The organism is Kitasatospora sp. NPDC058243, from assembly GCF_042882025.1.
Taxonomy (GTDB): Bacteria; Actinomycetota; Actinomycetes; order Streptomycetales; family Streptomycetaceae; genus Kitasatospora.
The window spans coordinates 1-21,939 of sequence record NZ_JBHVWW010000023.1 but is presented as its reverse complement, the minus strand read 5'-3'; the positions used below and the strand labels follow the sequence as shown (position 1 = coordinate 21,939).

The following is a 21,939-nucleotide window of genomic DNA, read 5'->3' as shown; positions in this document are numbered from 1 at the left end:
GCCCCCATCCCGCCGGTGCAGCGGCTAACCGAGCTTGTACGCCCGGTGCAGCGCGACGATGCCGCCGGTGAGGTTGCGCCAGGCGACCTTGGACCAGCCGCTCTCCTGCAGCCGGGCCGCCAGCTCGGGCTGGTCGGGCCAGGACCGGATGGACTCGGCGAGGTACACGTACGCGTCCGGGTTGCTGCTGACCGCGGTGGCGACCGGCGGCAGGGCGCGCATCAGGTATTCGGTGTAGACCGTCCGGAACGGCGTCCAGGTCGGGGTGGAGAACTCGCAGATCACCAGCTTGCCGCCGGGCTTGGTGACGCGCTGCATCTCGCGCAGCGCCGCGTCGGTGTCCTGGACGTTGCGCAGCGCGAAGGAGATCGTCACCGAGTCGAAGGTGCCGTCCGCGAACGGCAGCCGGGTGGCGTCGCCGGCGGTGAGCGGCAGTTCGGGGTGGCGGCGCTTGCCCTCGACGAGCATGCCGACGGAGAAGTCGCACGGGACGACCTGCGCGCCGGCCTCGGCGAAGGGCAGCGAGGAGGTGCCGGTGCCGGCTCCGAGGTCGAGCACGAGGTCCCCCGGTCCGGCGGCCACCGCCTCGGCCACCGCCCGGCGCCAGGCGCGGGCCTGGCCGAGGGACAGCACGTCGTTGGTGCGGTCGTACTTGGCCGCGACGTCGTCGAACATGGCGGCGACTTCGTGCGGCTGCTTGTCCAGAGAGGCTCGGGTCACGCCCCCATTGTTCACCCTGGCGCCGACAGCCCGACCAACGGGGCACGCCGCGGGGCGTCCGCACCCGCCGCACGGGCCCCGCCGCACAGACCCGTCCACCCGGCACCCGTCGCACGGACGTCGCCGCGCGCCCCCGCCGCCCAGCTCCCCCGCCCCCGCCCACCAGCGCCCCGCCCGGCCCACCGGCGCTACGCGCCCCGCCGGTGCTGCGCGCCCCACCGGTGCTGCGCGCCCCGTCAGTGCTGCGCGCGCCGCCCGCCCGCGCGCCGCCGGCGCCGGGAGCGCTTGCCGTGGGTTATCGCGGGCATCCCGTCGGCCAGCGCCCCGGTCGCCAGCGCGACGGTGGTGGCCAGCCGGCCCTGCCCGGCGCGGACCGCGAGCGCCCGCCGGTGCCGCCGGATGCGCAGCACGCAGATCACGAACATCCCGACCGCGACCGGCACGCTGAACCGGGCCAGGCCGACGCCGACCGGCTGCGGGTAGGTGTCGCCGCAGATCCGCACCGCCCCCGGGTCGTCGGCGGCGTGCTCCAGGCAGATCGGGTCGCCGATCCTGGCGCCGTCGGCGAGCGGCAGCGCGGCCGCGGTGTGCGACTGGCCGGACGCCCGGTAGCTGACGGCGCTGTAGGAGCCGCCGCCGGTGGGGAGCTGGGTGACGACGCCTTCGACTCTCACGGGGTGGGCGCCGATCCGGTCGGCCTGGTCGGCCTGGCGCCAGCCGAGCAGGCACATGCCGACGGCCAGCACGGCGCTGAGCACGGCGGCGAGGTACCAACCACGGCCCATCCGCGGGGATCGCGGCGGGGGGACGGTCGCGGATCGCATGGTTCCTGTCCTGGCTTGCCTTCGGGGCCTGGGACACGGCCCCGCCACCCGCGGGCACGGGCGGTAGGTGGTGAGGGTACGGAGTGAGCTGTCCGGGATCGTATCCGCTGGCGGGCCCTCAGGTCACGGCGAAGGGGGAATCACCCCACAGGGTGGACAGTGGAGTTCGGCGGCACACGAAGGAAGTGCCGTACGCCGCAAGGAAGTCCGACTACCGGCGAGTACGTCGCCCGGTTCCCGGCCTCGTTCAGCGCCGCCGGTACACCAACCGCCCGCCCAGTACGGCGGCCAGGCAACCGCCCGGCGATGGCTGGGCGAAGCCCTCCCCAACGGCCGGGAACACCGCGAAGTCGGCCCGGCCGCCCGCCGCCACCCGGCCGTGCACGGCCGCCGCGAGCGGCAGCACCGACAGCGGGTCCAGCGGGCCGTCTCCCAGGCCCAGCAGGCAGTCCCCCGCGCCCACCGCGCCAGGGCCACCCCCCGGGCCCGGGCCGCTCCCCGCCTCAGGGCCACCCCCCGTGTCAGGGCCGCCCGGCAGCGCGACCAGCCCGGAGCGCGCCACGGCCGTGCGCACCGCGGCCCGCTCGAACGGCCCGGCCACCGCCGTCACCCCGAACCCGAGCATCCGTTGCAGCCCGCGCCGGGCGCTCGCGCCGCAGCGCCCCTCGTCGGCGGAGCCCGTCAGCCCGTCCGCGACCGGCTCGACGCCGATCTCCTCGCGCGGGTCCGGGTGGTAGGCGTGTTCCAGCAGCCGGTGCCCGTACGGGTTGCGCAGCCCCGGCGTGAGCACCGCGGCGCCCCAGTCCCGCAGTCGCGCCCCCGGGTGCGCGGCGGCCAGTTCCCGGTACGGTCCGACGGCCTCGACGCGGTCGCCGCGCACCAGCACCGCCCCGTCCGGGAGGGACGGGGCGGTGGGGTCGGCCGGGTCGGGCAGCACCAGGGCCGCCCGGTGCAGGGTCAGCACGGCGGTGCCCCGGGCCTCAGTTGTCCAGGATCTTCAGCTCGGGGTGCGCGGTGCCGCCCTCGATCGCCGTGGAGGCGATGTGCGAGGCGACCCGCGGGTCCACCGGGTCGTTGGCCGGGTCGTCCAGCACCCGCAGGTGCTCGTACGTGGTCGCGCGCTGCGCCGGGACGCGGTCGGCGGCCCGGATGAGGTGGATCAGCTCGGTGAGGTTGGAGCGGTGCTTGGCACCGGCCGCCGAGACGACGTTCTCCTCCAGCATGACCGAGCCGAGGTCGTCCGCACCGTAGTGCAGCGACAGCTGGCCGGCCTCCTTGCCGGTGGTGAGCCAGGAGCCCTGGATGTGGGCGATGTTGTCGAGGAACAGGCGGGCGATCGCGATCATCCGCAGGTACTCGAAGACGGTGGCCTGCGTCGAGCCCTTCAGGTGGTTGTTCTGCGGCTGGTAGGTGTAGGGGATGAAGGCCCGGAAGCCGCCGGTGCGGTCCTGCACGTCGCGGATCATCCGCAGGTGCTCGATCCGCTCGGCGTTGCTCTCGCCGGTGCCCATCAGCATGGTGGAGGTGGACTCCACGCCGAGGCCGTGCGCGGCCTCCATGATCTCCAGCCAGCGCTCGCCGGACTCCTTGAGCGGGGCGATCGCCTTGCGCGGCCGCGCGGGCAGCAGCTCGGCGCCGGCGCCGGCGAAGGAGTCCAGGCCGGCCCGGTGGATCCGGGTGATGGCCTCCTCGATCGAGACGCCCGAGATCCGGGCCATGTGGTCGACCTCGGAGGCACCCAGGGAGTGGATCACCAGCTGCGGGAAGTCGGCCTTGATGGCCGAGAAAGCGCGCTCGTAGTACTCCACGCCGTAGTCCGGGTGGTGGCCGCCCTGGAACATGATCTGGGTGCCGCCCAGTTCGACGGTCTCGGCGCAGCGGCGCAGGATCTCGTCGAGCTCGCGGGACCAGCCCTTGTCGCTCTTCGGCGGCACGTAGAAGGCGCAGAACTTGCACGCCGTCACGCAGACGTTGGTGTAGTTGATGTTGCGCTCGATGATGTACGTCGCGATGTGCTCGGTACCGGCGTAGCGGCGGCGGCGCACCGCGTCGGCGGCGGAGCCGAGCGCGTGCAGCGGCGCCGAGCGGTACAGCTCCAGCGCCTCCTCCGGGGTGATCCGGCCACCGCCGGCGGCGCGGTCGAGCACGGCCTGCAAATCGGTGCTGGGCGCATCGAGGGTGGTCGCTGCGAGCTCGGTCACCTGGCCGCCTTCTCTCTCTCGGATACTGCAGTTCTCGGCGCTGCCGCCCCCCGGACGACGGGCGTCCGGGTACGGCCGAACCAGCCTACGCCAGGCCTTTCGAGCGTCCGCGTCAGCCCGCTGCCCGTCGACCCCGGAGCCGGAGCACCTGAGCACCTGAGCACCTGAGCCGGCGCACCAGCGCACCGGAGCGCCCCGCCGCGCTCAGCCGACCGGCAGCGCCGCCGGCTCCAGCAGCCGCACCGCGACGTCCGACGCGAAGCCGCTGTCGTGCGCGACCCGGCGGGCGAACTCGGCGACGCCGGCCAGCTGCCGCTCGCCGAGCGAGAAGTCGAGGGCCTCGCTGAAGTACCGCTCCAGCACGTCCGCGCCGAAGGCCTCCCAGCGGGCGGCCTGTTCGGCGACCTTGGCGGCCTCGACCAGTGAGAGGTCGCGGGACTCCAGGAAGGCCCGGTGCACGGCCGCGGTCAGTTCCGGACGGCGCTCGGCGAACTCGCGGCGCACGGCCCAGACGGCGAAGACGAACGGCAGGCCGGTCCACTCCTTCCACATCTCGCCGAGGTCGTGGACGGTCAGTCCGAGGTCGGCGGCCTGGCCGAGGTAGGCGCGCAGCGCCGGGTCGCCGATCAGGACGGCGGCGTCGGCCTCGGCGAGCATCGAGCTGAGGTCGGGCGGGCAGCTGAAGTAGTCGGGGCGGACGCCCTCGCGTTCCTCCAGCAGCAGCCGGGCGAGCCGGACGGAGGTGCGGCTGGTGGAGCCGAGGGCGACGCGGCGGCCGTCCAGGTCGGCGAGCGGCACCTTGCTGACGATGAGGCAGGACATCACCGGGCCGTCGCTGCCGACCGCGATGTCGGGCAGGACCAGCAGGTCGTCGGCGTTGCGCAGGTACTCCACGCAGGTGATCGGACCGATGTCCAGCGAGCCGTCGACGAGCTGGTCGCTCAGCTTCTCCGGGGTGTCCTTGGTGAGGTCGAGGTCGAGCAGGTTGCCGGTCCTGGCGAGGCCCCAGTAGAGGGGTACGCAGTTCAGGAACTGGATGTGGCCGACGCGAGGCCTGACCGGGGTGTGTTCCTGGGGCTCCCGCGATTGTCCGTCCGGTGCTGCCACTGCGCCGCTCCCTTGTACTGTTCGTGCGCTTTCCCGCAGCGTATGCCTGCTGTTCACAAAGGCCTGCACCGGGCACCCGACACGCGCTCGCGAGGCCTGCGGGACGCGCCTGCGAGGGCCTACGACACGCGTCGTGGGGGCCGCAGTTCACCCCTGGTCGTCACAGCGACCGCATGCTAGCGTTGCCCTCAGTTGCAGTTTGATTCCCCTTGCAGTACTTGAAGCCTGCGGAGCATGTAACCGCGGGCTTTTTGTAGTTTTTCAGCAATATCGAAAAACTTCGGACTCGTCCGGAGGCAGGGCGATCAGCGCAGCGGACCGGGTGCCACACGGTGTGGCCCCGACACGTCCCTCGCAAGGAGAACGGCATGGCCACGGGAACCGTCAAGTGGTTCAACGCTGAGAAGGGCTTCGGCTTCATCGCCCAGGAGGGCGGCGGCCCCGACGTCTTCGTCCACTACTCCGCCATCAACGCGAGCGGCTTCCGCTCGCTGGAGGAGAACCAGGCGGTGAACTTTGACGTCACCCAGGGCCCGAAGGGCCCGCAGGCGGAGAACGTCACCCCCATCTGACCATCTTCTGATGTTCTGATCGCTCGGGACCCCAGCGGGTCCGTCGGCGGCTCCCGACAGCCGTCACCATGAGCACAAGAGCAACACCCAAGGGGGCCCGCCCAACCGGCGGGCCCCCTGCCTTTTCCCCTGGCCGCCGCCCCGGAGAGCAGCACACGAGCACGCGCCAGCACCCGCGCCCCAGTGGCACGCACAAGGGCCCGCTGCCGCACCGGGGAACGGTGCGGGAGCGGGCCCTTGTCGCCGAGCCGGCGGGGATCAGGCGGCCACCGGGGCCGCCTTGTCCGCCTGCGCCGGGACGACGGCCGACGGCGCGTCCTCGTACAGGTCGCCGGAGGGGCGGTTGTAGGCGGCGACGTCGAGGATCTTCTCCCGCGAGGCCACCAGGACCGGTACCAGCACCTGGCCCGCGACGTTGGTCGCGGTGCGCATCATGTCGAGGATCGGGTCGATGGCGAGCAGCAGGCCGACGCCCTCCAGGGGCAGGCCCAGGGTGGAGAGGGTGAGCGTCAGCATGATGATCGCACCGGTGAGGCCCGCGGTGGCGGCCGAGCCGACGACCGAGACGAAGGCGATCAGCAGGTAGTCCCGGATGCCGAGGTCGATGTTGTAGACCTGGGCGACGAAGATCGCGGCGATCGCCGGGTAGATCGAGGCGCAGCCGTCCATCTTGGTGGTGGCGCCGAACGGCACGGAGAAGGACGCGTACTCGCTGGGGACGCCGAGGCGCTCGGTGACGCGGCGGGTGACCGGCAGGGTGCCGACCGAGGAGCGCGAGACGAAGGCCAGCTGGATCGCGGGCCAGGCGCCCTTGAAGAAGTTGACCGGGTTCAGGCCGGCGGCGAACTTGAGCAGCAGCGAGTAGACGACGAACAGCACCAGCGCGCAGCCGACGTAGATGTCGAGGGTCAGCGTGGCGAAGGGCTTGAGCAGGTCCCAGCCGTACTTGGCGACGGACTTGCCGATCAGGCCGAGGGTGCCGAGCGGGGAGAGCCGGATGACCCACCACAGGGCGGTCTGGGTCAGCTCCAGGACGGACTCGCTGAGCTTGAGGACCGGCTCGGCCTTGCTGCCGAGCTTGATGATCGCCGCGCCGACCACGACCGCCATGAAGACGATCTGCAGGACGTTCACCTTGGCGAAGGCGTCGACGATGTTGGTCGGGAAGATCCCGGTCAGGAAGTCGATCCAGGAGCCCTTGGAGTCGAGCGCCTTGAGGCCGTCGGTCTTGAGGTTGGTGCCCTGGCCGGGGTTGGTCAGCAGGCCCAGGCCCAGGCCGACGGCCACCGCGATCAGCGAGGTGATCATGAACCAGAGCAGCGTGCGGGTGGCCAGGCGGGCCGCGTTGGTGACGTTGCGCAGGTTGGCGACGCTCACCACGATCGCGGTGAACACCAGCGGCGGGACGGCCAGCTTGAGCAGCTGGACGAAGATCTTGCCGATGGTCTCCAGGGTGGTGGCCAGCCAGGAGATGTCGGCGGCGCGGGCCAGGTAGCCCAGGCCGACGCCGAGCAGCAGGCCGCCGACGATCTGGACCCAGAACGGGGTCTTGCGGATTCTCGCGAGCACGGACGGCGACGGGGTCGCCTCGGGCGCTGTGGACATGACGGTGCGGCTCCGGGGGAGGGCGTTGCTGACGGTGGGGTGTGGCGGAGGAGGCGGCACGGCGCGCGGGCCGGGTGGGGAGGTCCCGGCCCCCGGTCAGGGGCGTGCCGCCGGGATACAGCTCGTGGCGCGACAACGGCGCGGGCTGTCCACAGCACCGGTCAGAGCGCACGGGCGGGCGGCGCCGGGCAGCGAGCCCTGGCCGTTCTTCCGCGATGCGTCTGAGGTGGTCATGGCCGACACATTAGCAGCAAAGGTTTGAGATGTTCAAAGTAGTTGTTTGAGGTTGGGGTGAGATCCGGACACGAACGAAGCTGACGCACCATCAGATCATCCTCACCGGCCCGATTGACCGCTGAGCGGTTATACGTATAACTTTGACGGCGTCCCCGCCCTCGCCTGCCCAGACCGGAGAAGACGCCGATGGGCTACCTCGCCCTGCTCCGCGCCCCCCACGTCAGCCGCCTGCTCCTCGGCACCCTGCTCGGCCGCCTGCCCGCCGGTATGACCGCCCTGGTGATCGCCCTCGCCCTGCGCGAGGCCGGCGCGCCGTACGGGCGGATCGGACTGGCCACCGCCGCCTACGCGATCTCCGCCGCCGTCGGCGGGCCGGTGCTCGGGCGGATCGTGGACCGCACCGGGCAGCCCCGCGTCCTGCTCGCCTCCGCCGTGCTCGCCGGCGGCGGGTACGCGCTGCTCGCCCTCGCCCCCGGCTCCGGGATCGCCGCCCCGCTCGGCGCCGCGATCGCCGGGCTCGCCATGCCCCCGCTCGAACCCTGCCTGCGCTCGCTCTGGCCGGACGTGGTGGAGGAGGAGCAGCTCGACACCGCCTACGCCTTCGACTCCGCCTCCCAGCAGATCCTCTACGTGGCCGGCCCGCTGGCCGTCGCCGGGATCGCCGGCCTGTTCAGCCCGGTCGCCGCGCTCTGGATGGCCGCCGGACTGGGGCTGGCCGGCGCGCTGATCGTGGCCACCACCGCCCCGGCCCGGGCCTGGCGCGCCCCGGCCCGCGCACACTCCGCCGGGCTGCTCGGCCCGCTGCGCTCCCCCGGCCTGGTGCTGCTGCTGGTCGGACTGGCCGGGGCCGGCTGGGCCGTCGGCGCGCAGAACGTGCTGTTCATCGCCTACGCCGAGCACCACGCCGACGCCCTGCCCGGCGGCGCGGGCACCCTGCTGGCGCTGGCGGCGCTCGGCGGCCTGCTCGGCGCGCTCGCCTACGGCGCGGTGAAGTGGCGCAGCAGCACGGCCACCCGCACCTGGATCATGGCGCTCGCGATGGCCGCGTCCTACCTGCCACTGGTGCTGCTGCCCGGACCGTACCCGATGGCCGCGCTGGCCTTCCTCTCCGGGATCGGGCTGGCGCCGCTGCTGGCGGCGGCGTTCGTGCTGGTCGCCGAGCTGGCGCCGACCGGGACGGTGACCGAGGCGTTCGCCTGGCTGGTGACGCTGTTCGCGACGGGCAACTCGCTCGGCTACGCGGCGTCCGGCAACCTGGCCGAGGACTCGCTGCGGCCGGTGGCGCTGTGCGCGGCGGGCGGGATCGCCCTCGGCGCCCTGCTGCTGTTCGGCGCCCGTCGCTGGTTCCACCCGGTGCCGCCGACGCCGTCGGTGCAGCCGGTGCAGCCGGTGCCGGTGGGCTGAGGCCCCCCACAGACGACCGCGCCCACCGGGGTCTGGCCGGCGGGCGCGGTCTTTCGTTCTCCCCTACGACTACCTACTGCTTCTCCTACTACCTACTGCTTCGCGCCCCGCCCCGGCCCGCCGACCGCCGACGCGGTGGAGGAGCGCAGCACCAGCGAGGTGGCCAGCGGCGGGACGGGCGCCGCCCGCTCGCCGCGCAGCAGGCCCGCCAGCGCCGCCGCGCCGACCCGGCCCAGCTCCTCGCCGGGCAGGTCGACGGTGGTCAGCGGCGGGGCCAGCAGCGCGGCCACCGCGACGTTGTCCATGCCGACCACCGACAGGTCGGCCGGCACCCTCAGCCCCAGCTCGGCGGCGGCCTGGTACACCCCGGAGGCGACCACGTCGTCGTCGCAGATCACCGCGCGCGGGCGGTCCGGGCGCTCCAGCAGGCGGTGCGCCACGCTCCGCGCGGCCGGCTGGCCCTCGTTCAGACTCACGCCCAACTCCACGACCTCCAGGTCGAGTTCGGCGGCGACCTGCTCGAACGCGGCCTGCCGCACCCGGAACGTGTACGCGGAGTGGGTGGAGCGCAGCCGCCCGATCCGGCGGTGGCCGAGCCCGGCCAGGTGCTCGACGGCGGCGCGCATCCCGCCCGCCACGTCGAGTTCGACGGTCGGCCGGGCCCGGTCGGTGCCCGGGTCGGCGTCGAGGAAGACGGCGGGGGTGTCGGCGGGCAGCTCGCCGAGCTGGCTGTCGTCCGGGGAGCAGATCAGCAGGCCGTCGAAGCGGCTGGTGGTGGCGGCCTCGGCGAGGGTGGCGCTCCCCCAGCCGGAGCTGACCACGACCGCCAGGCCGTGCCGGCCGGCCTCCTCGTGGACGCCCTCCAGTACCCGGCCGAAGAACGGACCCAGGATGTTCGGCACCGCCAGCAGGATCATCCCGCTACGGCCGAGCCGCAGCTGCCGGCCGGCCGCCTGCGGGCGGTAGCCGAGGCTGCGGGCGGCCTCCCGGACCCGCTCCCGGGTGGCGTCGGAGACCCTGCGGCCGGCCTCCGCGCCGGAGAAGACCAGTGAGACGGTGGCTTGGGAGACCCCGGCGAGCCTGGCCACGTCCCGGCCGGTGGGCCGACGCACCGGGGCCGGCCAGGTCCCGGCCTCCGCCTCGACGGGCGCCCCCTCGACGGGCGCCGCCTCGACGGCCGACCCGCGCAACGCGGACGGCCCGGACGGCGGGTCGGCCGGTCCGGGCTCGGAAGCCGCGGAAGCGGAAGCGGGGTCGGGGTCGGAAGCGGAGGCGTCCGAGGCGGCGGAGTCGGGCACGGCGGCTGCGGTCGCGGGTCCGGCCGGGGTCAGCTCTGCCGGACGGCGGCCGTCCGGGCCGCCTCGTCGACGGCGTCCTCCTCGGCGTTCTGCGCGGCGATCCGCTCGGCGGTGCGGCTGCGCAGGCCGGAGACCTTGGTGGTGATCTGGGCGGACATGTCGTCGCGCTGACGGCTCAGCAGCACGTAGCTGAGCGGCGCGGACGCGATCGCGGCCAGCAGGAACAGGAAGATCACGCCGGCCTGGCCGCTGACCGGGATGATCTTGAAGTGCCCGAGCAGCAGGGCGACCAGCAGGCAGCCGAGGAAGATGCTGACCCGCAGGGAGGTGTAGCGGAGCGTGGCGTGCGACTTCTCCTGGCCGGTGCTGCTCACGGGACACATCCTTTTCACTGGTCTGGCTTTTCACTGGTTTGGGCGGGGGCCGGTCTCCCAGTGAAGCATGCCTGACGGGCGGCGAGGGGAAGGGGGCGCCCGTCCCCCGCCCGCCGCCGCCCGACCGGACCCGCCGCTCAGCGCAGGTCGAGCCAGAGGGTGATGTCGTCGCGGTCGTCCCCGGGGGCGACCCGGATCGCGGCCGGCACCCGGCCGACCTCCCGGTAGCCGCAGCGGGTGTAGAAGCGCTCCAGGCCCTGGCCGCCGCGCGCGGTCAGCCGCAGGCTCTCCAGGCCCCACTCCCGGGCTATCCGCTCGGCCTCGGCGAGCAGCCGGGCACCGTAGCCGCGGCCCTGGCAGTCGGGGTGCACCATGACCCGCTTGAGCATCCGCCAGTGCTCCATCAGGTCGAAGCGCATCGACTCGAAGAAGAGGACACCGACCAGCCGGCCGGTGTCACTCTCGTGGGCGACCAGCAGCCGGTCCGGGCCGTCCGGCTCGACCCCGGCGAACTGGTGGTCGGCGGTGTCCCAGACCTCGTCCTCCGTCACCGGCGCCACGAAGCCGACCGCGCCGCCGGCGTTGGTGACGTCGGCCCACAGTCGGACGACGGCGGTGCGCAGGTCCGGGTCGAGCTTCGGGTCCAGGGTGAAGGTGAGCGCCATGGTCGCGGAGCCTAGCCGTCCGGTCCGACAGGCCCCCGGCCCGCCCTACGAGAGGGCGGGGACGGAGCGGTCCGGCCGGCTGGTGCGCAGCGCCAGGCAGAGCCCGACGGCGACCACGCACAGGGCGCCGGCGCCGTACCAGGTGAGGTCGTAGTTCCCGAGCGCGTCGCGGGCCAGGCCCGCCAGCCCGGCGACGACGGCCGCGCCGATCTGGTGGCTGGCCAGCACCCAGCCGAAGACGATCGGGGCGTCCCCGCCGAAGTGCCGGCGGCACAGCGCGACGGTCGGCGGCACGGTGGCCACCCAGTCCAGGCCGTAGAAGATGACGAAGGCCAGGATCGGCGGTTGCAGCGAGCCGGCGAGCAGCTGCGGCAGCAGGAGCAGCGAGATCCCGCGCAGCCCGTAGTAGGTGACCAGCAGGATCCGGGAGTCGACCCGGTCGGTGAGCCAGCCGCTGAAGATGGTGCCGACCACGTCGAAGACGCCGATCATGGCGAGCAGGCCGGCCGCGGTGGTCACCGGCATGCCGTGGTCGTGGGCGGCCGGGATGAAGTGGGTGCCGACCAGGCCGGCGGTGGTGGCGCCGCAGATCGCGAAGGAGCCGGACAGCAGCCAGAACGCCCGGCTCCGGGCGGCGTCCCGCAGCACCCGCAGCGAGCGGGTCAGGGCGCGGCCGTCGGCGGCGGGCGCCGGCGGCTCCTCGGTCGCCCCGTACGGGAGCAGGCCGAGGTCGGCGGGCCGCTCGCGCATCAGCAGCAGGACGGGGACGGCGACCGCGCTGGCCGCGAGCGAGACCACGATCACCGCCGAGCGCCAGCCGTGGTGCTCGACCAGCCAGGCGCCGACCGGCAGGAACACCAGGTTTCCCGCCGCCCCGGCGGCGGTCAGCACGCCGGTGACCAGGCCCTGGCGGGCCTGGAACCAGCGGCCGGTGATGGTGGTGGCGAAGGCGCCGGCCATCGAGCCGCTGCCCAGGCCCACCAGCACGCCCCAGCAGAGCACCAGTTGCCAGGGCTCGCGCATCAGCATGGTGAGCCCGGAGCCGACCGAGATGGTCAGCAGCGCGCAGACCACCACCAGGCGCACGCCGAAACGGTCCATCAGGGCGGCGGCGAAGGGGGCGGTGAGGCCGTAGAGGGTCAGGTTGACGGAGGTGGCGCTGGATATCGTCCCGAGCGACCAGCCGAACTCGTTGTGCAGGGCGTCCATCATCAGGCTGGGCGTGGACCGGAAGCCGGCCGAGCCGAGCAGGACCAGCAGCGAGACACCGGCCACCACCCAGGCGTAGTGCACCCGGAAGCGGGTCGGACGGGCGGGGCGGACGGGTCCTTCGGGGGCGGGCGCGGGGGCGGGGGCGGGGGCGTTGCGTTCGGTCACGCGGACGAGTGTCCCGAAGCGGCGCGGCCGCGACGAGTGGCCTGAATGACAGCTTTCGCAAGAATCGGGCCACGGTCCCGGCGTACCCTGGCCCGAACCGGCCGGACTGGCCCGAACCGACCGACCCGACCGACCGAACCGACCGGCCGACCCGACCCAACCGGCCCGGGCGGCCGCACCACCGAAGGGGAACGGCATGGCCCACCTGGTCGCGGTACTCGCCCTCGACGGCGTGATCGCCTTCGAACTCGGCATCCCCGCCCGCATCTTCGGCGGCGCCAAGGACCCGGCCGGGCGGCCGCTCTACGAGGTCGCCACCTGCACGCTGGACGGCCGGCCGATCGCCACCAGCGCGGACTTCCGGATCAGCGTCGACCACGGGCCCGAACTGCTGGAGCGGGCCGACACGGTGGTGATCCCGGCCTCCGCCGACGCGAGCACGGCCACCGTCGACGCCGCCTTCACCCCCGAACTGGCCGCCGCCCTGGGCCGGATCCGGCCCGGCACCCGGCTGATGTCGATCTGCACCGGGTCCTTCCTGCTGGCCGCCGCCGGACTGCTGGACGGCCGCCCGGCCACCACCCACTGGCGCTACACCCGGCGCTTCGCCGAGCTGTACCCGAAGGTGCGGCTGGACCCGGACGTGCTCTACACCGACGACGGCGACGTCCTCACCTCCGGCGGGGTGGCCGCCGGGGTGGACCTGTGCCTGCACGTGGTCCGCCGCGACCACGGCAGCGCGGTGGCCAACGCGGTGGCCCGCAACTGCCTGGTGCCGCCGTGGCGCGAGGGTGGCCAGAAGCAGTACGTGGAGGCCCCGAGCCCGGTGGACTCCACCGGCCAGGGCACCGCCGCCGTCCGCGCCTGGGCGCTGGAACACCTGGACCAGCCGCTGGCGCTGAGCCGGCTCGCCGACCGGGCGGGCATGAGCCTGCGGACCTTCACCCGGCGCTTCCGCGAGGAGACCGGCGCCAGCCCCGGGCAGTGGCTCACCGTGCAGCGCACCGAGCGGGCCCGGCAGCTGCTGGAGCGCACGGACCTGACGATCGACCAGGTCGCCCGGGAGTCCGGTTTCGGCACCGCCGCCTCGCTCCGGCTGCAACTGCGCGGCCGGCTGGACGTCGCCCCGAGCGCCTACCGGCGAACCTTCCGCGCCGTCCCCGGGTGACCCCGGGCGGCTTCAGGTGCCCTGGACGGCTCTCGGCCGAGTGGCCGGAAAGCGCCGCCGGACGACGGCGGATCGGACGGTGGCCGGCCGCGTGCACCCCGAGCACGGCGCGGCCGACCACCATCCAATCGCGACGCGCGGGCCCTGAACCCGCGCCGCACCCTCCGCACTCGCCAAGGAGCGCCCGCGACCGGCGGTCCACGGCCCCCCTGCTGGCGTGGTCCCCCTGGACAACAGCACCGCGGCGGCGTTCGGGCGTCCCCTCGGCGTCCCCTCACTGACGGAGAGCCGCACCCAAGCGTGATCAGTCGGATACGTCACGTCAATGGGTAGTCCGAAATTCGGAATGGTTGCGTCAACTTTCGGCCGGTGATCTCCGCCAGTGATCTCCGCCAGTGATCTCCGCCGACGATCACCGGCGGGAACGGCAGCGAACCGAGCAGGCCCCGGGCTGCCGCTGCCGCTACTGCGCCAACGCCGCCCAGTCCACGCCCGCCAGCGGGTCCGCCGGCCGGGCGTCCGCGCCGATCTCGCACCACACCCGCTTGCCCGAGCCGTCCGGGAACCAGCCCCAGCGCTCGCAGAGCAGCTCGACCAGCTCCAGGCCGCGCCCGTTGGTGGCGTTCTCGTCCGCCCCGGCGTGCCGTGGGGCCGGAGCCGTCCGGCTGGCGTCGGCGACCTCCACCCGCAGCGGACCGGCCGGCTCGCCGCCCGCCTGGTCCTCCTCCACCGGCAGGCAGAGCCGCAGCACCGCCGGACACCCGGTGTGCACCACGGCGTTGGTCACCAACTCGGAGACCACCAGCACCACCGTCTCGGCGACCGGCGCGTCCGGGTCCACCCCATGGTTCAGCAGCCGCGAGCGCACCCACCGACGGGCCCGGCCGACCTCGGCCGGGTCCGCCTGCACCGCCAGCTGTACCTGAAGAACCTGCACCGCTCCACCACCCGCACTCGCAGTTCGGCCATCGTCCCGATCGGGCCGGATCGTCCAGCCGGCGAACCCTCGCACATCGCCCGGTGCCACCCGGGCCCTCGGCCGGGCTCCCGCCCGGCGCTCACCCGAGCTGTCCCGTCCGGGCCAACTCGTCCGTCGCGCACTGGCCGCGACTCGATTACGCCTCAGGATGAGTGGGCGGACGGACCTCGGCAAGCGCTTCGGGCATATTCCAGCGATCGGGGGACAGCGCAGTGCATACTGTCCCGTTCACTCTCGCGAGCCTCGTACCGGCACTCGTCCGGCCCGGGCCGACCCGCCGGTCCCGCAGTGGCGAACCTACCTCCGGACGCCCCGCGCACCCGGCCCGCCACTCGCGAACCACCCGTGCGACATATGTCCAACGGCCTTCGAACAGCGGCCTCCACGGACCGCCCCGCGCACGGGCCACCGGTACGAGCGACGACCGGGCGACGACCGGGCACTGAGCCGGGTGACGATCCGCGTGACGATCCGGATGACGGCCCGGGTGACGATCCGCAGGCCCGGGTTCCGTTCTTCGGGGAATGCTCCCGCCGCCGACCGGCCGCAAGATACCGTTGGGTACGCCAGCGAAACCCGGGCAGGAGGGTGGTTCCCGATGGCCACCCCCGACCGCGCGCCGCGCTGGGACGAGCAGCTCCAACGCCGCCTCGCCCGCGGCGAGGAGACCGCGCTCGGCGAGATCTACGACCAGCTCGCGCCGATGGTGCACGGACTGGCCGGGCGGATACTCGCCGACCAGGCCGCCGCCGCCCAGCTCACCCGGGAGATATTCGCCCACGTCTGGGAGCACCCCGAGGACTTCGACCCCGCCCAGGGCTCGCTGCGCTCCTGGCTCGGCGCGCTCACCCACCGCCGCGCGGTCGACCGGCTGCGGGCGCGGCGGGCCGCCGAGCGGGTACCGGGCGGCCCGGGCAGCGGACTTGACGGCCCGGGCGGCGGCGAGGGCGCGGCCGAGGCGGAGATCCGCGCCGTGGCCACCGCCGCGCGCATGCAGTACGTGGTGGACTCCCTGCCCCAATCCCTGCGTGAGACCATCGCGGTGACGTACTACGACGGCCGCACCTACCAGGAGACGGCCCGGCTGCTCGGCATCAGCGAGCAGGCCGCCAAGCAGCGGATGCGGCTCGGCCTGGAACTGCTGGCCACCGAACTGGCCGAGGAGCGCGCCCGCCACGACGAGCGGCACGGCCGCGAGGACGACCGGGCCGACGACCGGGACCACCGGGACGACGCGGGCGACAGGGACGACGGGGACAGGGGCGCATGAGCGAGCGGAGCGAGCCCACCACCGAGGAGCGCCACGACGCCCTGCGCTCGCTGCTCGGCGCCTGGGCCCTCGGCGCCTGCCCGAGCCGTGACGCCGCCGAGCTGGAGCAGCACCTGCGCACCTGCCCGGAGTGCGCCGAGGAGGCCGCCCGGCTGCGTGAGGCGGCGGGGTGGCTCGCCCTGGACGAGCCGCTCGACCAGCCCAACTCGCTGCGCCAGCAGGTGCTCGACTGGTGCCTGGCCCGCCGCCCGGCCGAACTGCCCGTCCCCGCCTGGGGCATGCCGTACACCGCGGAGACGGCCAAGCTCGACGCGCTGCTGCGCGACCTCGGCCCGGAGGAGTGGCAGGAGGTGGCCGACCTGCCGTGGCACGGCGGCACCGGGCGGCTGCGTCCGGCCGAGGTGCTGTGCCATCTCGCCGCCGTGGACGGCTATCTGGCGCTCGCCCTCGGCCTGCCCGACCCGGTGCCGGCCGGCCTGGGCGCCACGCCGGCCCCGGCCGCCCGGCGGGTGCCGCCGCAGGAGCCGCCCGCGCGGCTGCCGGCGCCCCTGCTCCTGCCCCGGGTCCCGCTGCAGGGCGGGCCGTACGCCGGGATCGCCGAGCGCACCGCCCGGCTGGTCGCCGACCGGGCCGGCCTCCCACCGCAGTCGGTGCGGGAGCGGTGGCGGCGGCAGACCCACGACCTGGTGCGCACCGCCGCGCTCGCCCCGCGGGGCAACACCCCCGTCGACTACGGCTTCGCCGTGCTGCCGCTGCGCGACGCCTTCGTGGACCGCGCCTTCGAGTGCTACGTGCACGGCGAGGACGTGGCCCGCGCGGTCGCCTACCCGTACGACCCGCCGGCGCCCCAGCACCTGCGGCAGATGGTGGACCTGGCGGTCCGGATGGTCCCGCGGGCACTGGCCGACCTGCGTGCCGCCCGCGCCACCCGTCCCGAGCCCGCCGGGGCGCCGGACCTCCCGCCCGTGGCGGGCCAGGGCCAAGGCCGGGGCCGGCGGCTGCGGCTGGTGATCGACGGCCCGGCGGCCGGCGAGTGGCTGATACCGCTGGACGGGCCGGAGTCGGGGCCGTCCGGCGGCGAGCCGGTGGCCTCGATGGTGCTGGACGGCCTGGAGCTCTGCCAGTTGGCCGCCGCGCACCGCGATCCGGACCGGCTGCCGGTCGGCGAGCACGGCGACCGGGCCGCGATCCGCGAGGTGCTGCACGCCCTGCCGCTGCTGTCGCGGCCGTAAACGGCCACAGCCGCTCCGACCACGCCGACCGCTCTACGCGAAGACCACCGTGCGGGTGCCGTTCAGCAGCACCCGGTGCTCGCTGTGCCACTTCACCGCACGGGCCAGCGCCTGGCACTCGACGTCCCGGCCGAGCGCGACCAGCTGGTCCGGGGTGACGTCGTGGGTCACCCGGGCCACCTCCTGCTCGATGATCGGGCCCTCGTCGAGGTCGGCGGTGACGTAGTGCGCGGTGGCGCCGATCAGCTTCACGCCCCGGGCGTGCGCCTGGTGGTAGGGCTTGGCGCCCTTGAAGCTCGGCAGGAAGGAGTGGTGGATGTTGATCACCCGGCCGGACAGCGCGGTGCACAGCTGGTCCGAGAGCACCTGCATGTAGCGGGCCAGCACGACCAGTTCGACGTCCTCCTTGGCGACCAGGTCCAGCAGCTGCTGCTCGGCGTCGGCCTTGGTGTCCCGGGTGACCGGGATGTGGTGGAACGGGACGCCGTAGCTCTCGGTCAGGTCGCGCAGGTCGGTGTGGTTGGACACCACCGCGGCGATCTCCACCGGCAGGGCGCCGATCCGGGTGCGGTAGAGCAGGTCGTTCAGGCAGTGTCCGAACTTGCTGACCATGAGGACGATCCGCATCCGCTGCTCGGTCGGGTGGATCTGCCAGTCCATCCCGAACGAGGCCCCGATCGCCGCGAAGCTGGCCCGCAGCTTGTCGGCGGTGACCGGCTCGGCGGCGGAGAAGTGCACCCGCATGAAGAACAGCCCGCTGTCCCCGTCGCCGAACTGTTGGCTGTCGATGATGTTGCAGCCGGTCATGAAGAGGTAGCTGGAGACGGCGTGGACGATGCCCTGCTTGTCGGGGCAGGACAGCGTGAGGACGTACTGGGCGCTGGCCGGCTGCTGGTCCACTGGGGGTATCCCGTCCTGAGGTCGTGGCGTTCGTGGGTGGTCCAGCGTGTCACATCCTGGACAGTCGCCGCCCCGCTGCCCGTACTGCGGGACGGCACTGCTCAGCGGCCCGACCGAAAGCCCGACCAGGCACCCGGCCGGCGGCCCCGCCGTGGACCCGGACTCAGACCCGGGCTCAGACCCGGGTGAGGATGCGCAGCACGTCCAGCGACTTGGGCGCCGCGTCCGGGTCGTCCCCGTCGTTCACCGCCAGCGCGACGTGCGCCTCGCGCGCGGCCCGGACCGCCTCCGGCCAGCCGGGGTGGCCGAAGTAGGCGGAGGCGTGGGCGTCCGCGCCGACCTCGTGCAGCAGCTGGACCACGCGCAGCACCGCGACGTCGACCAGGGCGGCCTCGGCGGAGTCGCGGAAGATCGTGCCCACGTACTTCTCGGCCGACCAGTGGTCCAGCCAGGTGTCCTCGACCAGCCGGTAGACGGCGTCGGTCACGTCGCCGTACCCCTCCCGGCCGTTCAGCCAGGTCTCCTGCTGGAAACCGGGGTCGGACAACATGTGCAGCGCCGAGCGCAGTCGGGCTCGCCAGCGCCACCAGGGCAGGTCGTTGAGCGGCATGCCGTTCATCGTGCTGGAGCGGTGGCCCGGACGAGAAGTGTTTCGGGCAGACCGATGCGAAGAATCTGTGCTGGCGGACATGGAGAACGATCGTACGTTCCCTGTCCGTTCGTACTCCACTCCCGATCTACACGCGTGCCCCGCCGGATTTCAGCTCCCGTTATCCGACCGTTCGCACTTCGGCCCTCTCGGCGTGTGGCGCCGGGGCTTGGCTTGCTCCGGTGCGCCGGATGGCGCCCCAGAGAGGGAAGACCGATGACCAGCCGAAGGGACCCGCTCCAACCCCGGCACCAGTTCGCGCGGCGCCGCCGCCGCCCGATCGCCGCGGCCGCCACCGCCGCGGCCCTGCTCCCCACCCTCTTCTCGGCCTCCGCGTGCGGCGGACCGGCCGATGCCTCCACCAACGGCGGCGACCTCACCGTGATGACCTGGTCCCCGTCCGGCACCGGCTCCGCCGACCGGCCCGGCATGACCGCGCTCGCCGAGGCGATCGGCCGGGACGTCAACCTCAAGGGCGGGCTGAACGGCCGCCGGCTGCAGGTGCTCACCTGCAACGAGCACAACACCTCCGAAGGCGCCAAGGCCTGCGCCCAGCGGGCGGTGGACGCCAAAGCGGTCGCTGTGATCGGCTCCTACAGCCAGTACGGCTTCGACTTCATGCCCGTCCTGGAGCGCGCCGGCATCCCCCTGATCGGCGGCTACGGGCTCTCCCAGCCCGAGTTCAGCAGCCCGCTCTCGTACCCGGTGGACGGCGGCATGCCCGCGCTGATCGGCGGCAGCGGCCGTCAGCTGGTCGAGGCCGGCTGCAAGGCCGTCGCGCTGGTCCGCCCGGACACCCCGTCCGGCGACAACCTGCTCGGCTACCTGGCCAACGCGCTCAAGCCGGCCGGCATCAAGCTGCTCGACGTCAAGGCGCCCGAGCAGTCCACCGACTACACGGCGGTGGCCCGCAAGGCGATCGGCAAGGACGAACCGGCGAACTGCGTCACCAGCGCCCTCGCCGCCGAGCCGACCGGCAACCTGCTGGACTCCTACCGCCGGCTGAACCCGAGGAACACCCGGTTCGCCTCGGTGATCGGCAGCGTGCAGCAGTCGGTGGTCGACTCCACCGGCGGCGACTCCGGCCCGCTGGCCGGCACCTACGTCACCAGCTGGTACCCGCCGGAGTCGGCGAAGGTCTGGGACGGGCTGCGCGCGGTGGTGCGCGCCGACGCCACCGGCGGCCACACCATCGACGTCTCCGATCCCGGCGTGCAGACCACCTGGGTCGCGTACGAGGTGTTCCGGCTGGTCGCCGAGAAGGTCGCGGCGTCCGGCCGGCAGGTCACCGAGAAGACCGTCACCGGGCTGCTGGACAGCGGCGAGGGCATCGACGTCGGGCTCACCCCGCCGCTGAACTGGGGCACCCCCAACATGCTGCCCAGCACCGAGTCACCGCGGCTGGTGAACACCTGGGTCACCTACCAGGTGGTCAAGGGCGGCCGGATGACCCTGCAGCAGCCGGGCTTCGTGGACATCCGCTGGGTGCTCACCGGGGGCCGCCCACCGGCGTGACGCCCGGGCGACGCAGAACGGACGACGCAGGAGCAATGACGAAGGACGGACGACGAAGGGGCGGGCCGGCGGGCCCGTTCCCCCGTCGTCCTACAGGTCGCCGTCGCTGCGGCTGGGCAGGCCGGTCTGGGTGGCGATCGCGTTCCACAGGGTCGAGGCCTGCTTCTTCGCGGTGGTCGCCGCGCCGCTGGCCTGGACGGCGTTCTTGTAGTGCTGGTTGTCCAGCTTCTTGGGGTCGCAGGCGCCCTGCGAGTCCCCGGCCCAGGCCGCGTACTCGTCGTCGGCCTGCGCGGAGGCGGTCCACGCCGCGTTGAGCTGCTCGACCAGCTGCTGGCCGCCGGGCAGCTTGTCCGCCTTCAGCTGGCCGAGCTTGGTCTGGAGTTCGCGCCGCTTGCCGGCCGCGCCGGTGAGCGCTTGCTGCGACTCGGGCAGCTTGTCGCACTTCTGCACCGAGGCGACCGCGCCGACCACCGCCGAGCGGCTGTCGCTCGCGGTGCCGAGCAGGTCCGACAGCGGCTGCGCCTGGGCCTTGACCGCCGGGTCGACGGTGGTGCCCGAGCTGCTCGCGCTCGCCGTGCCGGGGGTGGCGCTGCCGGTGGCGGCCACCGGCAGGGTCTTCTTGGCGTCGGCGGCGGGGGTGGTTTCGTCCCCGTTCACCAGGACGGCGACCAGGATGCCGGCCGCCGCGAAACCGGCCACCACCCCGCCGATGATCAGCTTGTTGGACGGGCGGCCGCCACGGGCGGCCGGGGCCTGCGCGCCCGCCTGGGTGGCGTCGAAGCCCTGCCCGTGGTCCTGTCCGTAGCCCTGCCCCTGCCCGTGGTCCTGGGCGTAGCCCTGGCCGTAGTTCTGCCCGTAGTCCTGACCGGGGTAGGCCGGCACCGGCTGCGGCTGCCCGGCCTGCGAGTAGCCCTGGTAGCCGCCCGGACCGGGCTGCTGCGGGTAGCCGGCCTGGGACTGGCCCGTGGGGTAGCCGCCCGCGTGCGGGTCCGCGCCCGGGTAGGGCGGGAGGTGCTGCGTCTCCGGCGCCGGCTCGTGCTGCGGGACGCCGTAACCGGGCTGCGGAGCACCGGCCCACGGGGCGGGCTGGGCCGGCATGGCCTGGGTCGGCCGCGCGTGCCCGCCCTCGCCGAGATACTCCGGCTGCCCGGACGGCTGCCCCACCGGCGGCACGCCTGTCTGACCCTGCGGGTGGCCCTGGGGATGACCCTGCGGCTGGCCCGGCACGCCGCCCTGGGTCTGGCCGGGCTCGGGGCGGAACAGGTCGTCCAGGTTGAAGTCACCCGAGTTGGGGTACGAGCGGCGCTGGCTCAACGCGATTCCTCACCTGTGCACGACCGCGCGCTGACGGCGGACCACATCTCGTCGGTTCTTGGGGGCATCACAGTTCCTTGGACGTCGCGCCCACGCTACCGGTTCGCCGAACCGGGTGGCCACGCGGGCGGGACATCCCTCACGCTCCCCTCACCCCGCCCGCCGGGGCCCGGGGCCTTGGACGGGCCCTGGTGCCCCGGGCAGGGCACCAGGGCGTGTCTGACAATTCCCGCCGGGTGCGCGACGCTCCCCCAGCCTGGCGGCCGGGAGGTGCCCCCAGGCATCCCGCCTGGACGCACCGGCGAAACGTCCAAGTACGGCCCAGTACGAGGACGCTTCGCCGGCACGCCCAGCCGGGCGCGTAATGGGGGTACCTCCCGGCCGAAGGCTGGGGGAGCCGCGCGCTGATCCGACGCGAATTGTCAGACACGCCCTAGTAGGGCTTTGTTAGGTGCCCCGGATGATCGGCCAGGGTGGGGTTGTGATTTTCTTTCAGGTGTGACACCTGAGGAGATGGAGATGGTCCGC

The 21,939-nt window shown here is 73.7% G+C and carries 20 protein-coding genes; 6 read left to right on the top strand and 14 right to left on the bottom strand.

The window, feature by feature from the left end; genetic code table 11:
* Positions 1-24: 24 nt before the first annotated feature.
* The 5 genes from ACFVX9_RS17415 to ACFVX9_RS17395 form a co-directional block, all read right to left on the bottom strand.
* A complete protein-coding gene (locus ACFVX9_RS17415) occupies positions 25-720 on the bottom strand; it encodes a demethylmenaquinone methyltransferase (RefSeq protein WP_063348153.1) in 696 nt (231 codons plus the stop codon).
* 236 nt (positions 721-956) lie between these two features.
* Entirely contained in the window at positions 957-1,544 is a 588-nt protein-coding gene (locus ACFVX9_RS17410; RefSeq protein ID WP_159398455.1) for a hypothetical protein, read from the bottom strand.
* A 247-nt stretch (positions 1,545-1,791) separates the two neighbouring features.
* Positions 1,792-2,508: a hypothetical protein gene (locus tag ACFVX9_RS17405; protein WP_380484316.1), complete on the bottom strand. Its 717-nt coding sequence runs from the start codon at positions 2,506-2,508 to the stop codon at positions 1,792-1,794.
* A 16-nt stretch (positions 2,509-2,524) separates the two neighbouring features.
* Positions 2,525-3,745 (bottom strand): cyclic dehypoxanthinyl futalosine synthase, encoded by a 1,221-nt coding sequence (mqnC, locus tag ACFVX9_RS17400; RefSeq protein ID WP_387982327.1) that lies wholly within the window; start codon positions 3,743-3,745, stop codon positions 2,525-2,527.
* Between the two features lie 204 nt (positions 3,746-3,949).
* Positions 3,950-4,852, bottom strand: coding sequence for a menaquinone biosynthetic enzyme MqnA/MqnD family protein (locus tag ACFVX9_RS17395; RefSeq protein WP_063348157.1), 903 nt, complete (start codon positions 4,850-4,852; stop codon positions 3,950-3,952).
* 368 nt (positions 4,853-5,220) lie between these two features.
* Here ACFVX9_RS17395 and ACFVX9_RS17390 point away from each other — a divergent pair, with 368 nt between their 5' ends.
* The gene (locus ACFVX9_RS17390; RefSeq protein WP_052580872.1) at positions 5,221-5,424 is read left to right on the top strand and encodes a cold-shock protein; all 204 of its coding nucleotides are present in this window, start codon (positions 5,221-5,223) and stop codon (positions 5,422-5,424) included.
* 258 nt (positions 5,425-5,682) lie between these two features.
* On the opposite strand, the gene ACFVX9_RS17385 is transcribed toward ACFVX9_RS17390, so the two are convergent.
* A complete protein-coding gene (locus ACFVX9_RS17385; protein ID WP_063348158.1) occupies positions 5,683-7,029 on the bottom strand; it encodes a dicarboxylate/amino acid:cation symporter in 1,347 nt (448 codons plus the stop codon).
* Between the two features lie 423 nt (positions 7,030-7,452).
* On the opposite strand from ACFVX9_RS17385, the gene ACFVX9_RS17380 reads away from it, so the two are divergent.
* Entirely contained in the window at positions 7,453-8,670 is a 1,218-nt protein-coding gene (locus tag ACFVX9_RS17380) for an MFS transporter (protein ID WP_387982324.1), read from the top strand.
* A gap of 92 nt (positions 8,671-8,762) precedes the next feature.
* Here the strand turns inward: ACFVX9_RS17380 and ACFVX9_RS17375 are convergent, their stop codons facing one another.
* The 4 genes from ACFVX9_RS17375 to ACFVX9_RS17360 form a co-directional block, all read right to left on the bottom strand.
* The gene (locus tag ACFVX9_RS17375) at positions 8,763-9,968 is read right to left on the bottom strand and encodes a LacI family DNA-binding transcriptional regulator (RefSeq protein ID WP_387982322.1); all 1,206 of its coding nucleotides are present in this window, start codon (positions 9,966-9,968) and stop codon (positions 8,763-8,765) included.
* Positions 9,969-9,997: 29 nt separating this feature from the next.
* On the bottom strand, positions 9,998-10,342 hold the full coding sequence (locus ACFVX9_RS17370; RefSeq protein ID WP_063348160.1) for a DUF4229 domain-containing protein: 345 nt from the start codon (positions 10,340-10,342) through the stop codon (positions 9,998-10,000).
* 137 nt (positions 10,343-10,479) lie between these two features.
* The gene (locus tag ACFVX9_RS17365) at positions 10,480-11,007 is read right to left on the bottom strand and encodes a GNAT family N-acetyltransferase (protein ID WP_063348161.1); all 528 of its coding nucleotides are present in this window, start codon (positions 11,005-11,007) and stop codon (positions 10,480-10,482) included.
* 45 nt (positions 11,008-11,052) lie between these two features.
* On the bottom strand, positions 11,053-12,384 hold the full coding sequence (locus tag ACFVX9_RS17360; protein ID WP_380373260.1) for an MFS transporter: 1,332 nt from the start codon (positions 12,382-12,384) through the stop codon (positions 11,053-11,055).
* A 196-nt stretch (positions 12,385-12,580) separates the two neighbouring features.
* Between ACFVX9_RS17360 and ACFVX9_RS17355 the strand changes: the two genes are divergently transcribed.
* Complete coding sequence (locus tag ACFVX9_RS17355; RefSeq protein ID WP_063348163.1) at positions 12,581-13,552, top strand: GlxA family transcriptional regulator; 972 nt, start codon at positions 12,581-12,583, stop codon at positions 13,550-13,552.
* A gap of 463 nt (positions 13,553-14,015) precedes the next feature.
* On the opposite strand, the gene ACFVX9_RS17350 is transcribed toward ACFVX9_RS17355, so the two are convergent.
* Positions 14,016-14,489 carry an ATP-binding protein gene (locus ACFVX9_RS17350; RefSeq protein ID WP_063348164.1) on the bottom strand — a complete coding sequence of 158 codons (474 nt, stop codon included), beginning with the start codon at positions 14,487-14,489 and terminating at the stop codon, positions 14,016-14,018.
* Between the two features lie 640 nt (positions 14,490-15,129).
* Between ACFVX9_RS17350 and ACFVX9_RS17345 the strand changes: the two genes are divergently transcribed.
* Together ACFVX9_RS17345 and ACFVX9_RS17340 are read left to right on the top strand one after the other, a co-directional pair.
* Positions 15,130-15,801 (top strand): sigma-70 family RNA polymerase sigma factor, encoded by a 672-nt coding sequence (locus ACFVX9_RS17345; protein ID WP_363371749.1) that lies wholly within the window; start codon positions 15,130-15,132, stop codon positions 15,799-15,801.
* Positions 15,798-17,033, top strand: a complete 1,236-nt coding sequence (locus ACFVX9_RS17340) for a zf-HC2 domain-containing protein (RefSeq protein ID WP_387982318.1) — start codon at positions 15,798-15,800, stop codon at positions 17,031-17,033. Before ACFVX9_RS17345 ends, ACFVX9_RS17340 begins: the two co-directional genes overlap by 4 nt.
* 33 nt (positions 17,034-17,066) lie before the next feature.
* Here the strand turns inward: ACFVX9_RS17340 and purU are convergent, their stop codons facing one another.
* Entirely contained in the window at positions 17,067-17,933 is an 867-nt protein-coding gene (purU, locus tag ACFVX9_RS17335) for a formyltetrahydrofolate deformylase (RefSeq protein WP_371517487.1), read from the bottom strand.
* 175 nt (positions 17,934-18,108) lie between these two features.
* Complete coding sequence (locus ACFVX9_RS17330; protein ID WP_079135686.1) at positions 18,109-18,624, bottom strand: hypothetical protein; 516 nt, start codon at positions 18,622-18,624, stop codon at positions 18,109-18,111.
* Between the two features lie 174 nt (positions 18,625-18,798).
* Here ACFVX9_RS17330 and ACFVX9_RS17325 point away from each other — a divergent pair, with 174 nt between their 5' ends.
* Complete coding sequence (locus tag ACFVX9_RS17325) at positions 18,799-20,097, top strand: ABC transporter substrate-binding protein (RefSeq protein WP_380373269.1); 1,299 nt, start codon at positions 18,799-18,801, stop codon at positions 20,095-20,097.
* 90 nt (positions 20,098-20,187) lie between these two features.
* Here the strand turns inward: ACFVX9_RS17325 and ACFVX9_RS17320 are convergent, their stop codons facing one another.
* Positions 20,188-21,411: a hypothetical protein gene (locus ACFVX9_RS17320; RefSeq protein ID WP_380373271.1), complete on the bottom strand. Its 1,224-nt coding sequence runs from the start codon at positions 21,409-21,411 to the stop codon at positions 20,188-20,190.
* Positions 21,412-21,939: the final 528 nt, after the last annotated feature.